The sequence below is a fragment of the Bradyrhizobium sp. genome (assembly GCF_035309285.1).
Taxonomy (GTDB): domain Bacteria; phylum Pseudomonadota; class Alphaproteobacteria; order Rhizobiales; family Xanthobacteraceae; genus Bradyrhizobium.
In genome coordinates, this window is record NZ_DATGFH010000132.1 from 76194 (window position 1) to 89838 (window position 13645).

The following is a 13645-nucleotide window of genomic DNA, read 5'->3' on the forward strand; positions in this document are numbered from 1 at the left end:
TGAATCCTGGTAGAGTGTGCAGCGGTTTCTCGAAGAGATCAGGCGCAAGGAGAGCAACGGAGTGCCCCCATGAAGATGCCGTTCGCCGGCGCCATCGATTGTGACCTGCATCCAACTGCCCCGACGGTCGCGCAGCTCCTGCCTTACCTCGACGAATACTGGCGCGACCACATCACCAACCGCGCGATCGATCGCATGTCGTTCGCCATGACGAGCTATCCGCCGAATGCGCCGATCTCGACGCGCAAGGATTGGCGCCCCGTGAAGGACGGGCCGGATGACCTCGATCGCTTGCGCGCGCAGTTGCTCGATGCCTTCGGCCTTCGGTTCGGCATCGCCAACGTGCTCCACGGCTCTGTTGCGCTCTTCAATGACGATATGGCAGCGGCGCTCTGCCGTGCCGTCAACGACTGGCTCAAGACCGAATGGCTCGATCGCGAACCGCGGCTGCGCGGCTCGATTCTGGTGACGCCGCAGGACCCGGTGCAGGCCGTCAAGGAGATCGAGCGGCTCGCGCAGGACCGGCGTTTCGTGCAGGTGATGCTGCCGGCGATGGGTGAGCGGCTGCTCGGGCGGCGCGAATTGTTTCCCGTCTACGAGGCCGCCGAGCATTACGGGCTCGTCATCGGCGTGCATGCGGGCTCTACCTATCGCTACGCACCGACCATCGTGGGCTGGCCCTCGTACCAGTTCGAAGACTACGTGGCACAGGCGCAGGCTTTCGCGAACCAGACCATCAGCCTCGTCAGCGAAGGCGTGTTCCGCCGCTTCCCCGCGCTGAAAATGGTCATGCTGGAATCGGGCGTGAGCTGGCTGCCGGTGACAATGTGGCGCACCGACAAGACGTGGCGCGGCGCGCGGACCGAAGTGCCCTGGGTCGATCGCTGGCCGTCGGACATCATCCGCGATCACCTCAGATTTTCCATCGCCCCGTTCGACGCGCCGGACGCCTCCGCCGTGGTGCAGACGCTGGATCACATCGGCACGGACGCAGTGCTGTTGTTCTCGACCGACTATCCGCATTGGCAGTTCGAGAGCGACGAGGTCCTGCCGGATGGGCTGCCTGAATCCGCACTGACGAAGATTCTTATCGAGAATGCGCTGGCGACGTACCCTCGCCTCGCGCAGGCGCCAGCCGATGCGATTTCCCGGACTGCAAAGGAGGCCGTGCGATGAATGCTCCCTTCATCGAACAGAAAGCCACGCAGGCCCTTGCGGTCGTCGATTGCGATATCCATCCCGCCCATCGCACGCCGGATGAATTGTTGCCCTATCTCGAGCCGCGCTGGCGCGAGCATCTGCAAACCCACGGCGTTCATGTGCGGCAGGCGGCTGACCAGCACACAGATGCATCCGCGCATGATGGCGGCCGGCATGCGGGCGGATTCCCGTCCCTCCAGCGGCGGGCCTCCCGGATCCGATCTCGAGCTTTTGCGCAGGCAGCACCTCGATCCGGTCAATGTCGAGTTCGGCCTCCTGATGGCGCTGAGCAAGGGCGGAATGGAGGAGCGCAATCCCGACTTTGCGGCGGCGCTCTCGCGCGCCACCAATGACTGGCAGATCGACCACTGGGTGCGGCAGGAGCCGCGGCTGCGCGCCGGCATCGTCGTGCCGCAGGAATTTCCGGAAACCGCCGTCTCCGAGATCGAGCGTTGTGCGCCTGACCGGCGCTATGTGCAGATCATGCTGTCGACGCGGCCGACCGATCCGCTCGGCAATCGGCGCTATTGGCCGATCTTTGAAGCCGCCGAGCGCGCGGGCCTGCCGATCGGCCTGCATCCGATCGGCTACAATGGCGGCCATCCCTCCACGGGCTCCGGCTGGCCGACCTTCTATTTGCAGGAACACTATGTGTTCGTGGCGTGCATGGAGGCACTTGCCGCCAGCTTGATCATCGAGGGCGTGTTCGAGCGCTTCCCGAACTTGAAGGTCGTGCTGGTTGAGGGCGGCTTTGCCTGGGCCCCCGCGCTTGCATGGCGCATGGACCAGCATTTCGAGAAATTCCGCAAGGAGGTTCCACACCTGAAGCGGCGGCCCTCGGACTATCTGCGCCAGAACATCTGGTGGACGACGCAGCCGATCGAGGAGCCGCCGCAATCGCGGCACATCGTCGAGATCATCGATTGGATCGGCTGGGACCGGTTGCTCTATTCCTCCGATTATCCGCATTGGGATTACGACAATCCGAGCTTCTCGTTCAAATTCCCGATGACGGAGGAGCAGCGCCGCAAGATCTTCAGGGACAATGCCCTGGCATTGTACCGCTTCCAATGAGCCGCCACGTGGTTTGTCCGGCGGCCGAGCTGCCGCCGGGAACGCGCAAGCTCGTCACCATCGGCGGGCGAGAGATCGGCGTCTTCAACGTCGATGGGCGCCTGCATGCGTTTCACAACCGCTGCCCGCATGGGGGAGCGGCGATCTGCTCTGGCCTGATCGTCGGGCTCAGCCAATCGTCGGGTCCCGGCGATTATCGGCTGGAGCGACGCGGCGAATTCTTGCGCTGCCCCTGGCATGGCTGGGAATTCGAGATGGCGACGGGCCAGTCCTGGTGCGATCCGCGCCGCACCCGCCTGCGCAATGTCGAGGTCAAGCGCGAGGCCGGCTCCGATCTCGTCATGGGGCCCTATGTCGCCGAGCGATATCCGGTCGAGGTCGAGGACGCCTATATCGTCGTCGATCTCTGATCACCGCGTGCCGTAGGCGCGGTCGCCGGCATCGCCGAGGCCCGGCAGGATGAAACCTTGCGCATCGAGGCCGTCATCGACGGCCGCGGTCCAGACTGGCACGTCGTCATGCAGGCCCCGCACGCGCTCGAGCCCTTCGGGCGCGGCAATGAGGCAGACGAGACGAATCTCCTTTGCACCGCGCTCCTTCAGCCGGTCGATCGCGGCGACCGCCGTGTTGGCGGTCGCAACCACCGGCGCCACCACGATCGCGAGCCGCTCGGAGAGGTCGGACGGCGATTTGAAGAAATATTCGACGGCCGAAAACGTCTGCGGCTCGCGGTAAAGCCCGATATGCGCGACACGCGCAGTCGGCACCAGATCCATCATGCCGTCGACGAAGGTGACGCCGGCGCGCAGCACCGGCACGAACACGAGCTTCTTGCCGGCGATCTTGGCCGACTGCATCTTGGCCATCGGCGTCTCGATCACGACCTCGGCGAGCGGCAAATCGCGCGTCACCTCGTAGCACAGCAGCATCCCGATCTCCTTCAACAGCTCGCGAAAGGATTTGGTCGAGATCGACTTGTCGCGGATCAGCGTCAGCTTGTGCTGGACCAGCGGATGATCGACGATGGTGACGCCGTCCATGGCGTAAACCTCCTCATGCTCTAAAACACAGTGCCGTCGCTAATAATTCTGACCGGCGGCGAGCCGTCGGCGCGGCGTTCATAGGCGGCCGCGCGGCCCGCAGCCCAGGTGCCGCCTTCGAGCAGGCTTGCAAGCGGCAGCGACGTCGCGTCGCGCTTGAGCCGGGCGCGAATGATGTCGGCGAGCCGATCCAGGAGCGCCACTGTCAGCGCGCGCCACTCCACCACCAGGATGGAATCGACTTCGTGCAAGCGCTCGGCATCCGCAGCATCGCGAAGCGCGAGCACACCGAGATCGACGAACAGGCCGCCATTGCGATACTCGGCAAGGCCGGTGAGGCCGTCGATGTCGGTCACCGTCAGGCCGCCGCGCTGCATCGGCTCGATCAGCGAATAGCTCAGCCATTGCGACAGCTTGTGCAGGGGGACGAGGCCGCTGGTTGCATCGTCTGTCTTGATCGCCGGATGCTTCCAGCAATCGCCGAGTGGAATGTCGGCGAGCGTGAGCCGCGAAGGCCAGATCGCGCCGAGCTGCAGCAGCCCTTCGTGCAATGTGACGGGTGCAGCGATCGCGCCGTTATGTGCGCGCGCAGCGATATGATCGAACAGTCCGCCCGGACGGGGCGTATCGCTGCTTCCAAAAATCTGCCTGCGCCCAGCGACGAGCGCGCCAAGCCGACGCAAGAGATCGGCGCGGCCCTCGAGGCCGACCAGCGGATTTTCGGTGCTGGCCTGAAAGCCGCGCTCAAGTGCGGCGACCGAAAATTGGGCGAGCTTCTCCGCATCCACCCGATACGGATCGCGCGCGTCGCCGGAGAACGCGCCGCTCGCAAACATATCGAGGCTCGCGATCGCGAGACCTTCCGAGCGGCCGATCGCCTTGCCGCTCGCGGAATCACGATAGCGCCAGGGCGCACCTGCGCCGGCATCGAGCAGCACGCTGACGATGGCGAGATCGAATTCCGCGCGCGCCCGCGCGGCGGGATCGGGCCATTTCACGCCATCGGCGATGCGAGCCCAGCGATCCTCGCCGTCAATCGCAAAATGCCGCCATCGTGCGTGGAAGGGAATTTGCAGCGACGGATAGTTCTTGTGAATGGTCGCGAGCACGGCGGCCGCGGCCGCATCCATGCGATTGAGATCGACGCGAAAATGCGTCAGCCCATCGCGCAGGCCGATGTCGAGCATCATGTGAGCGCGCTCGCGCACCGCCTGCGCCGAGAGCAGCGCAAGCGCGTCGCGTTCCGTCGCCGCCACCATCGCCGTCACGTCATCTACAACCAAATGCGGTTACTAACCTCTCCCCTTTGGGGAGAGGTCGGCGCGAAGCGCCGGGTGAGGGGCCGCAGGTCCCACGAGAGAGCGCAACCCCTCACCCGGATCGCATCTTGCGATGCGATCCGACCTCTCCCACAAGGGGAGAGGTGGGCCGAGAGCGCGGTAGCAGATCGATTCAACTCAATACTTCTCCAGCGAACGGCCGACGGTGTCGGTCAGGCCATCGGTCGGCTGCGGCTCGATCGAGAAATAGCCGGCGGCCTTCTTTGCGGCGATCTCGACATGTGCGTCGGCCGGGATCAGGTCGTCCGGGATCGGCACGCGCTCGACGATGTCGATGCCTTGGCCCGTCAGCGCGTCATACTTCATGTCGCTCATCGACAGGAAGCGGTCGATGCGACGCAGCCCGAGCCAGTGGATCACATCCGGCATCAATTGCTGGAAGCGCGCGTCCTGCACGCCGGCGACACATTCGGTGCGCTCGAAATAGGCGGCCGCGGCGTCGCCCTCCTCCTGGCGCTTGCGCGCATTGTAGACCAGGAACTTTGTCACCTCGCCGAGCGCGCGGCCCTCCTTGCGGTTGTAGACGATGAGGCCAAGCCCGCCGGCCTGCGCGCCGGCCGCGCATTCCTCGATGCCGTGGATGAGATACGGTCGGCAGGTGCAGATGTCGGAGCCGAACACATCCGAGCCGTTGCACTCGTCATGCACGCGGCAGGTAATCTTGGTGCGATGATCCGGCAGCTTGGTGACGTCGCCGAAGAGATAGACGGTGGTGCCGCCGATCGGCGGCAGAAACACCTGCATGTCCGGCCGCGTCACAAGCTCCGGGAACATGCCCGCTGTCTGCTCGAACAGCGTGCGGCGCAGGCTCGTCTCGGTCGTGCCGAAACGCGCGGCGACGCCGGGCAAATACCAGACCGGATCGATCGCCACCTTCACCACCGAGAGGCTGCCGTTCTCGTGCACGACATCGCCATCAGGCTTGAGCCGCTTGGCGAGAATGGCGGATCGGATCTCCGGCAGATCGAGCCGCGCGCGCGTCACCGCGATGCTCGGGCGGATGTCGGCGCCCTCCGCAATCTCCTTGCCGAAATTCTCTGCGACCAGATGGCCCCAGGGGTCGAGGGCGACAATGCGGCCCGCTTCGCTCCATTGCGGGAATGGGCCGATGGTCGCGGCCGGAAAGGTGTTGGTGAGATCGGGCCGGCGGAACGGATCGAGCGCGCCTGCGGAGACCGCAAGCGCGCGATAGACCGCATACGAGCCGCCATGACTGCCGATCACGTTGCGATCGGCCGGTCGCGACACCGTGCCGATGATCGGTCCGCGCGCGCGCGCGTCCGGCGCGCCCCACTGGATCGGGAAAGCAGGCTTGCCGCCAGGCTCAGGATGCGAGGTGAGGCGGATATGATCGGTTCGGTTCGAGCGGCTCATCGTGTCAGGGTCTCGAAGTGGTCCCAAAACGGCAACGGCCCGCCGGTCCGACGGGCCTGTTACACTTTCATTAAGGCTGGCGGGACGATCCCGCCTGATTAGGTGCTCATCAATATAGCAAATCGGAGCGATGTTGCGCTGCACTATTTATGACTCTTTCGGCGAATTTCCAGGGCGCGACGGACGCCGGGACTACAGCCGTCTCACGATGGGTGGCCTTTCCGCCTCCTCGCAATGACGAGCATACGCGCCTCCGCGTTCTCGCGGCTCGACACCCGAGTGGTGCATCAACGTCGGCCCTCGAAAATTCAGAGGGCGCAGGGAATGCCGGGTGCAGGCCGCACCCGCGAGCCTTGCGTGCAAAGAAAGTGCACTTACGCACGCAAGCAACAACAGGGCAGCCGAAACAGTCCGGCATTCCCTGCGCAATGGTTTACGGCTTATAACGCGCTCTCCCCGGGGTACCGGGCTTGATAGCCCCCGTCATCCGCGGATTCGTCCCGCGAACTTGACACCAGCGTCGGGGTGCCAGGACCACACGTTTTCGCCGTCCGCTCCAGCCGCGTTCGTCTCGCGCGGCCAAGGCGTCCATCGCATCCCGCACCCCACGTCCGTGACGATCGCGATACGCCCCTGATGGAATCAGGATGTGCGCAGACAATCATATTTTTCTGAAAACCGGAAGCAAAATATTTTTGCGTAAGGGACTGGACAGGCCAAATCAGATTGAACGATCTCGGGAAATTCGACTTTTCGCGCGGGCGATATTGCGACCCCGTGGCATTTGCGGGCGGGTCATCTGGTCACGACCGAGCCGATCGCCTCCTCCTGGGCGAAATCAACCGCAACTGCCGGCATCTTGCCGTGGTCGGGAAGCGCTTAATTGCTTCAAAGGCCGGCCGCCTTCGCGCAAGCTCGCTTCAACCGTGTTTTACCTCGGAGCGCATCGGTGACTCAGACTTCTGCCGCAGCAAGGACGCCGGCCGTTTCAACATTCGCAGAACTCTCCGCGATGCTCGAATCTGCCTACCAGCGCATCGATAGCGAGCGCGAACGGCAGTGCTGGATCCATGTGCGGCCGAAGGAAGAGGTCCTGATACAGCTTCGGTCGCTTTGCCGCGATGCAGCCAGTGGCATCGCCCTTCCGCTGCTCGGCGTGCCATTCAGCGTCAAGGACAATATCGACGTTCAGGGAATGCCGACCACGGCCGCCTGTCCCGAATTCGGCTATGTGCCGCAGCAATCCGCACAATGCGTCGAACGCCTGGTTGCGGCAGGAGCGGTCTGTCTCGGCAAGGTGAATCTCGACCAGTTCGCCACCGGCCTTTCCGGCGTCCGCTCCCCTTACGGTGCTTGCGCGAGCGTCGCGGACGCGCGCTATATCTCGGGAGGTTCAAGCTCGGGCTCCGCGGTCACGGTCGCCGCCGGGCACGTTGCATTCTCGCTTGGAACGGATACGGGCGGCTCGGGACGTATCCCAGCCGGCTTCAACGGCATCATCGGCATCAAGCCGACCCTTGGCAGGGTGTCATCGCGCGGCCTGGTGCCGAATTGCCCCACGCTCGACTGCGTGTCGATCTTTTGCAATTCGATTGCCGACGGCAGGCAAATCCTCGCAATCATCGAAGGATACGATGAGACGGATCCTTACAGCCGGCCACAGCCGACGGAGGCAGCACCGCTGCCGAAGCGATTCTGTTTCGGCCGCCTGTCGCGAGCTGAGCTGAAATCCTTCGGGGTGGGCGAATGCGACGATCTGTACGAGAAGGCTTGCGAGCGGCTCGCCCGGCTCGGCGGGAAAGCCTGCGAAATCGACTTCACCCCGTTCGCGGAAGCGGGCGAAATGCTGTTTTCCGGACCATGGATCGCCGAACGATACTCGGCCGTCAGCAAGCTGATCGATATCGACAAGGGCGGCTTGCTGGATGTCACCCGAGACGTGCTGGTGTCGGCCGAGCGCTTTACTGCCAATGATGCGTTCGCCGCCCAACATCGACTGCTGCGTCTGCGCCGGCAGGTGCAATCACAGTTCGCAACAATGGACATCCTGGCGGTCCCGACCGCTCCGCGTCCGTTCACTTTTTCAGAGATGGCGGAGAACCCGATCGTCCTGAACAACCAGCTCGGCTACTACTCCTATTTCGCCAACCTGCTCGACCTCTGTGGGCTGGCCATCCCGAACGGAACGCTCGCCAATGGCATGCCAATGGGCATCACGTTGCTGGCAGCGGCCTGGCACGACATGGCCCTTCTGGATTTCGCGGAGCGCCTGTTACCGGATCAGCGCGGCGCCATGTTCGGCCTGAAGGCTTACGCCACAACGTCCCGCGAGGCGAGCGCCGCGCATTGAAATCGTCCCGACTATACGATTTCCAGATCCAGCGCGCGCAAGTTGGAGATCGAGATCAGGCCGCGGTCGTATCGTATGATGCCTCTCTCCTGCATGCGCGAGAGCTGCACGGTAACCCATTGGCGGGTGGCGCCGATCAGATTGGCGAGGTCGCCATGAGTGAAAGGTATGCCGATCACGATTTCGCGCCCCTCTTTCGAACCGTAGATGTTGGACAGCAAGATGAGAAGGCGCTGCAATCGCTCCGTGACCGAACGCGTGCCCAGCATCTGAGCCATCGCCGAATAGCAGCGCGCCTTGAACGCAAGCGCGTCGAGCAGGGCGACGGCTATGGTCGGCGAGGCCAGGGCCAGGCTTCGGAGCGCCGGTCCGGGCAAAAAAATCAGCGCACTGCGCTCGACAGCCACCGAAGACCACATGTGCGGACCCGATCCGAACAGGTCCGGACCCCCGACAAAGTTTCCAGCGAACCAGTAGGCGAGCGTCACTTCCCGTCCCGAGGGCGCGGCGTAGTAGCTGCGGATGCGCCCCGATTCGATCAGGTAGATGCCGGCCTGCGGGTCGCCCTGCTGCCATACATGCTCGCCGACTTGCGGCGTTTCCGCCCGCCCGATCGCGACAACGCGGGCGCGGTCGGATTCGCTGAGCTGATCGAGCAAGCCCGGCAGCGGCCGAACCAGGGTGTCGGATTCCGCCAGCATCACACCCGCCGCGGGGTTCGGATTTGGGACCGCCATCTGCCTTTCTCCCTGATGGGATAAGGCAGTTCATTCAAAAGTCGTGCCAGCATGACGTAACCGACGAGCCCAACGCATGATCCGGAAAAGTGTGCAGCGGTTTTCCGAAAAGATCATGCGCAAACAAAGAGCTAAAGCGCGATGACGATTCATCCTCAAATCATCGCGCTTTAGACCAGCAGCTCTTCCTATCCAGCCTCACCCATCTGGTTGAAGGCCCTGAGGCCTTCGGCACGGATCAGGTCCAGGCACTCCTTCTTCAGCGCGAGATAGCCCGCCTCGGTCAGGATGGCATTTGATCGCGGACGCGGCAGGTCGATCCTGAGATCGCGCAGGATCCGACCGGGGCCCGCGCTCATGATCACGACGCGATCGGACAGCAGGATGGCCTCATCAATGTCATGCGTCACGAACACGACCGTTGCGTTGATCCGGCCACGGAGTTCCAGAAGATTATCCTGCATGACGGCCCGCGTCTGCGCATCCAGAGCTCCGAACGGCTCGTCCATGAGCAGCACCCGTGGCTGATTGGCAAGCGCCCTCGCGATCGCGACGCGTTGCTGCATACCGCCGGAAAGCGTGTGAGGGTATGCGGCGGCGAACTTTGTGAGGCCGATCATTTCGATCAGACCGTCGGCTATTTGCCGCGCCTCGGCGGCCGATTTGCCTCGGGCGCGCGGCCCATGGGCGATGTTCTTCCGCACCGACTTCCACGGAAACAGATGTGGTTGCTGGAAGACCATTCCGATTTCCGGCCTCGGTGATGTCAGGGGCCTGCCGTCGACCAGCACCTCTCCCTCAAAGGGCGTCTCCAGACCGGCCAGAGTATTGAGGACGGTCGACTTGCCGCAACCGGAGGGCCCGACGATCGAGACGAACTCGCCCTGCGACACGTTGAACGAGATCCGGTCGACCGCGATCACCTGCCCTCGCGGCGTATCGAAAACGATGCTGAGGTTATGAACGCGAATCGTCGCCTCAGCCTCAGCGGCCGATGAAGGCTCTGCGCTGGCCAGTCGGAGCGGTGGCCTGGAACGAAGCGGGTTCTGCACTATCGCCACCACACGGCGCGCTCGACGATGGCGGCAAACAAGCGGTCGGCAAGGAAAGACAAGAGTCCCAGCGCCACCAGTCCCCCCATAACCTGACCAGTCTGCATGTTTTGTTGCGCGATCTCGATCCGGTAGAACAGCCCGGAGAAGGCCCCCGCCAGCTCGGCTGCCACCAGCGTATAGAAGGAGATGCTGACCGCCGTACGGAGCCCGACGACAATGTAGGGGAGCGCTCCAAGCAGCACGATTTCCTGCAGCATCTGGCGGCGCGAGGTGCCGAGCATCAAGGCCGCGCGCACAAGACCGCGATCGACCTTCTGCACGCCGATATGGGTCGCGAGCCAGACCGTGAAGAAGACGCCCCAGACGACGAGGAAAAGCTTTCCCGCCTCCGACAAGCCGAACCAGAGAATCACGATCGGCACGAAGGCGATCGGCGGAATCGGCCGAAGGATGTGAAACAGCGGCGATAGAAAGCTCGAGACCAGGCGAAACTGCCCGGTCAAAATGCCGAGCGCAATACCGGCGACGGCGCCGATCACAAAGCCGGTACCCACACGATAGAGGCTTGCGAGCAGATCCCAGAAAAATTGGCCACTTTGCACCCATTCGAATATGGCAACGGACACGACCGACGGCGGCGGAAACAGCACGGTGTTGACTGCGGCGAACCTCGCGACCAGTTCCCACAGCCCGATGAAAACGGGGAGCGAGAGCGCGCCCAACAGTACGTTCAACCGCGCAAGGCCGCTGGCGCGCCGCTGCTTGCGCGACCAGGCATCAGTCTCACTAACCTGAATTGCGCTCGCTGCAGCGTCCTCGCTTTGCATTGGCAACCCCAGCTAAGGCGCGATGATTTCAGAATGCAACGTCATCTTGCCTTGACTCCTCGTTTGCGCATCATCCCTCCTCGGAAGATGACCGCACGTTGGCCATGTGTCAGTGCAGCGTGACCGTGACCCTGCTGGCATCCAGCGCTTTGAGCGGCTCGACCGCGAGCACCGTACCGAAATCAGGCATCTCAGCGCCAGGGGGGTGATTTCCCGTCTCGAGCCGCCACGCCGCATGGGTTTTCAGGATGCTCAAGAGCTTGTCGTCAATCCGCACGTGAAAGACGTAGTCGGACCAGATCGGCGCCAGTTCGTCGGTCTTCATGCCAACCGCCGAGGCGACAGTATCGATCGCCTTGTCGGGATGAGCCTTCAACCACGACTCGGCTTCGATGATGGAGGCGAGAAATTTCCCGACGAGCACCCCATTCGCGTCGAGATAGGATTTTGTCACGACGATGTTGAAGGTTTCGGAGTAGAGCCCGCGCGTGTCGAGCTGAGCGGCGGCTTCGCCCAGGGCTTTCTTCGCGTTGGCGATGTGCGGCTCCCAGGTGTTGAACGCGTCGATGCTGCCGGCGGACATAGCGGGAAGCATTTCCTGAGGGCGAAGATTGACGAGCGTGACGTCGTTGATGGTCAAACCAGCCGACTTCAGGAGAACCGACGTATAGACTTCGCTGCCGGTGCCAGCGGTGAAGGCAAGCCGCTTACCCTTCAGGTCCGCCGCCGATTTGATTCCAGCGCGGGCCGCAGTCATCGTTTTCAAATCCGAGTATTCCATTCCCGCCACAAAAGCGATCGGCTGGTGCGCCATGGCGGCTGCGGTCACCGGAGACTCCGCGGTGGTCGCGATGTCAGCCCCGCCCCCAAGCACGGTGTCCAGGCACTGCTTGCCGGTCGTGAAGTTCGAAACCGCGATATCGAGACCGTGTTTGGCGAAGATGCCCCTGGCCTGGGCGATGATCGTCAACCCCGAGATCGGCGAGAGATTTTGCGCCAAGCGAGCCTTGAGTAATTCTTCGGCGGCGGCGCGTTCGATCCCAAGTGTCATGAACGGGATGGCAATGCTGACTGCCGCCAAACCCAGGCGAATTGTCTTGATCGGCTGCATGATCGAAACCCCGCGTTCAGGATCGTGGGGTCGAGCGTCGCCCTAACGCGGTCTCGAGTGAAGCAATTAATCGACAACCCGCTGCATTGGCCAAAATTTGCGCAGAAAAAAGCCTGTCAAGTCAGAAACTGGGCAAGGTCGCGCGGTGACTGCCGTTTCCATGTGCGAGGAGGCTGACGCGCCTGCCCCTTTGTGGCAGAACAGTCCTCCCGCGCCCCTGCTATCCACCGAGTCAATCATGCCCGCGCCCAAGCCACCTGCGTTTGAAACGCTGAGCCTGCATGCCGGCCAGCATCCGGATCCCGTAACCGGCGCCCGCGCGGTGCCGATCTATCAGACCACGTCCTACGTGTTCCAGGATTCGGATCATGCAGCCGCGCTGTTCAACCTGGAGCGCGCCGGCCACATCTATACCCGCATCTCCAACCCGACCACGGCGGTGCTGGAGGAGCGGCTTGCGGCGCTGGAGAATGGCGTCGGCGCGATCGCGACCGCGAGCGGCATGGCGGCGATGCATCTGGCGATCGCGACGCTGCTCAACGCCGGCGATCATATCGTGGCGTCATCCTCGCTCTATGGCGGCACCATCAACCTGCTCGCGCACACGCTGCCGCGCTTTGGCATCACCACGACCTTCGTGAAGCCGCGCGACCTCGCCGCGTTCCGCGCCTCGATCAAGCCGAACACGCGGCTCGTGATCGCCGAGACTATCGGCAATCCCGGCCTCGAAGTGCTCGATATCCCGGCGGTGGCTGCGATCGCGCATGACGCAAAAATCCCGCTCTTGATCGACAACACCTTTGCAACGCCGTATCTCTCGCGCCCGGCCGATCATGGCGCCGACATCGTCATGCATTCCGTCACCAAATGGCTCGGCGGCCATGGCATCGCGATCGGCGGCGCCATCGTCGATGCCGGCCATTTCGACTGGCGCGGTTCGCAAAAATTTCCGCAACTGACCGAGCCCTATGCCGGCTATCACGGCATCGTCTTTGACGAGCAGTTCGGGCCTGCCGCCTTCATCATGCGCGCGCGCACCGAAGGTTTGCGCGATTTCGGCGCCTGCCTGTCGCCGACCAATGCGTTCCAGCTTCTGCAGGGCATCGAGACGCTGCCGGTGCGCATGGATCGTCACATGCAGAATACGCTATTCGTGCTGGATTTCCTGAAAGCCAACAAGGCCGTCGAATGGGTGCTGCATCCCGCGCTCGACAGCCATCCGGATTATGCGCTCGCCAAGCGGCTGTTGCCGCGCGGCGCGGGCTCGATCATCTCGTTCGGCATCAAGGGCGGCCGCACGGCGGGGCGCAAGTTCATCGAGTCCCTGAAGATGATCAGCCATCTCGCCAATGTCGGCGACGCCAAGACGCTGGTGATCCATCCAGCCAGCACCACGCATCAGCAGATGGACGCTGAGCAGTTGAAAACCGCAGGGATCGGCGAGGAGCTGGTGCGGCTCTCGGTCGGCATCGAGGCGGCGGCCGACATCACCGATGATCTCGGCTCGGCGCTACGCGCCTCGCAGAGGGTGTAAGCC

General features: G+C 63.3%; 11 protein-coding genes and 1 pseudogene. 5 read left to right on the top strand and 7 right to left on the bottom strand.

All coding sequences use genetic code 11. The annotated features are described in order from the left end of the window. Positions 1-69: 69 nt before the first annotated feature. From VKR55_RS24720 to VKR55_RS24730, 3 genes and pseudogenes are all read left to right on the top strand, one after another. On the top strand, positions 70-1176 hold the full coding sequence (locus tag VKR55_RS24720; protein WP_324407465.1) for an amidohydrolase family protein: 1107 nt from the start codon (positions 70-72) through the stop codon (positions 1174-1176). Next, positions 1173-2274, top strand: a pseudogene (locus tag VKR55_RS24725) (amidohydrolase family protein). Before VKR55_RS24720 ends, VKR55_RS24725 begins: the two are co-directional and overlap by 4 nt. Beyond that, positions 2271-2684 carry a Rieske (2Fe-2S) protein gene (locus tag VKR55_RS24730; RefSeq protein ID WP_324407467.1) on the top strand — a complete coding sequence of 138 codons (414 nt, stop codon included), beginning with the start codon at positions 2271-2273 and terminating at the stop codon, positions 2682-2684. The pseudogene VKR55_RS24725 and the gene VKR55_RS24730 overlap by 4 nt, the downstream one beginning before the upstream one ends. Here VKR55_RS24730 and upp read toward each other — a convergent pair whose 3' ends face one another. The 3 genes from upp to VKR55_RS24745 all read right to left on the bottom strand — a co-directional run bounded on the left by upp (position 2685) and on the right by VKR55_RS24745 (position 6028). Next, a complete protein-coding gene (gene upp, locus VKR55_RS24735; RefSeq protein ID WP_324407468.1) occupies positions 2685-3314 on the bottom strand; it encodes a uracil phosphoribosyltransferase in 630 nt (209 codons plus the stop codon). A gap of 20 nt (positions 3315-3334) precedes the next feature. Continuing rightward, entirely contained in the window at positions 3335-4573 is a 1239-nt protein-coding gene (locus tag VKR55_RS24740) for a URC4/urg3 family protein (RefSeq protein WP_324407537.1), read from the bottom strand. 198 nt (positions 4574-4771) lie between these two features. Next, complete coding sequence (locus tag VKR55_RS24745) at positions 4772-6028, bottom strand: GTP cyclohydrolase II (protein ID WP_324407469.1); 1257 nt, start codon at positions 6026-6028, stop codon at positions 4772-4774. Between the two features lie 949 nt (positions 6029-6977). On the opposite strand from VKR55_RS24745, the gene atzF reads away from it, so the two are divergent. Next, entirely contained in the window at positions 6978-8378 is a 1401-nt protein-coding gene (gene atzF / locus VKR55_RS24750; protein ID WP_324407470.1) for an allophanate hydrolase, read from the top strand. 11 nt (positions 8379-8389) lie between these two features. On the opposite strand, the gene VKR55_RS24755 is transcribed toward atzF, so the two are convergent. From VKR55_RS24755 to VKR55_RS24770, 4 genes are all read right to left on the bottom strand, one after another. Beyond that, positions 8390-9115 (bottom strand): Crp/Fnr family transcriptional regulator, encoded by a 726-nt coding sequence (locus tag VKR55_RS24755; RefSeq protein WP_324407471.1) that lies wholly within the window; start codon positions 9113-9115, stop codon positions 8390-8392. Between the two features lie 188 nt (positions 9116-9303). Next, positions 9304-10167 (bottom strand): ABC transporter ATP-binding protein, encoded by an 864-nt coding sequence (locus VKR55_RS24760; protein ID WP_414642441.1) that lies wholly within the window; start codon positions 10165-10167, stop codon positions 9304-9306. After that, the gene (locus tag VKR55_RS24765; RefSeq protein ID WP_324407474.1) at positions 10167-10997 is read right to left on the bottom strand and encodes an ABC transporter permease; all 831 of its coding nucleotides are present in this window, start codon (positions 10995-10997) and stop codon (positions 10167-10169) included. The genes VKR55_RS24760 and VKR55_RS24765 overlap by 1 nt, the downstream gene beginning before the upstream one ends. A gap of 109 nt (positions 10998-11106) precedes the next feature. Then, positions 11107-12108 carry an NrtA/SsuA/CpmA family ABC transporter substrate-binding protein gene (locus VKR55_RS24770; protein ID WP_324407475.1) on the bottom strand — a complete coding sequence of 334 codons (1002 nt, stop codon included), beginning with the start codon at positions 12106-12108 and terminating at the stop codon, positions 11107-11109. Between the two features lie 238 nt (positions 12109-12346). Between VKR55_RS24770 and VKR55_RS24775 the strand changes: the two genes are divergently transcribed. Beyond that, positions 12347-13642 carry an O-acetylhomoserine aminocarboxypropyltransferase gene (locus VKR55_RS24775; protein ID WP_324407476.1) on the top strand — a complete coding sequence of 432 codons (1296 nt, stop codon included), beginning with the start codon at positions 12347-12349 and terminating at the stop codon, positions 13640-13642. The last annotated feature ends 3 nt before the right edge of the window (positions 13643-13645 follow it).

Coding starts and splice junctions, on each gene's coding strand:
- VKR55_RS24770 (WP_324407475.1), bottom strand. CDS start 12,108: ATGCAGCCGATCAAGACAATTCGCCTGGGTTTGGCGGCAGTCAGCATT.
- VKR55_RS24755 (WP_324407471.1), bottom strand. CDS start 9,115: ATGGCGGTCCCAAATCCGAACCCCGCGGCGGGTGTGATGCTGGCGGAA.
- VKR55_RS24740 (WP_324407537.1), bottom strand. CDS start 4,573: ATGGTGGCGGCGACGGAACGCGACGCGCTTGCGCTGCTCTCGGCGCAG.
- VKR55_RS24730 (WP_324407467.1), top strand. CDS start 2,271: ATGAGCCGCCACGTGGTTTGTCCGGCGGCCGAGCTGCCGCCGGGAACG.
- VKR55_RS24720 (WP_324407465.1), top strand. CDS start 70: ATGAAGATGCCGTTCGCCGGCGCCATCGATTGTGACCTGCATCCAACT.
- upp (WP_324407468.1), bottom strand. CDS start 3,314: ATGGACGGCGTCACCATCGTCGATCATCCGCTGGTCCAGCACAAGCTG.
- VKR55_RS24745 (WP_324407469.1), bottom strand. CDS start 6,028: ATGAGCCGCTCGAACCGAACCGATCATATCCGCCTCACCTCGCATCCT.
- VKR55_RS24765 (WP_324407474.1), bottom strand. CDS start 10,997: ATGCAAAGCGAGGACGCTGCAGCGAGCGCAATTCAGGTTAGTGAGACT.
- VKR55_RS24775 (WP_324407476.1), top strand. CDS start 12,347: ATGCCCGCGCCCAAGCCACCTGCGTTTGAAACGCTGAGCCTGCATGCC.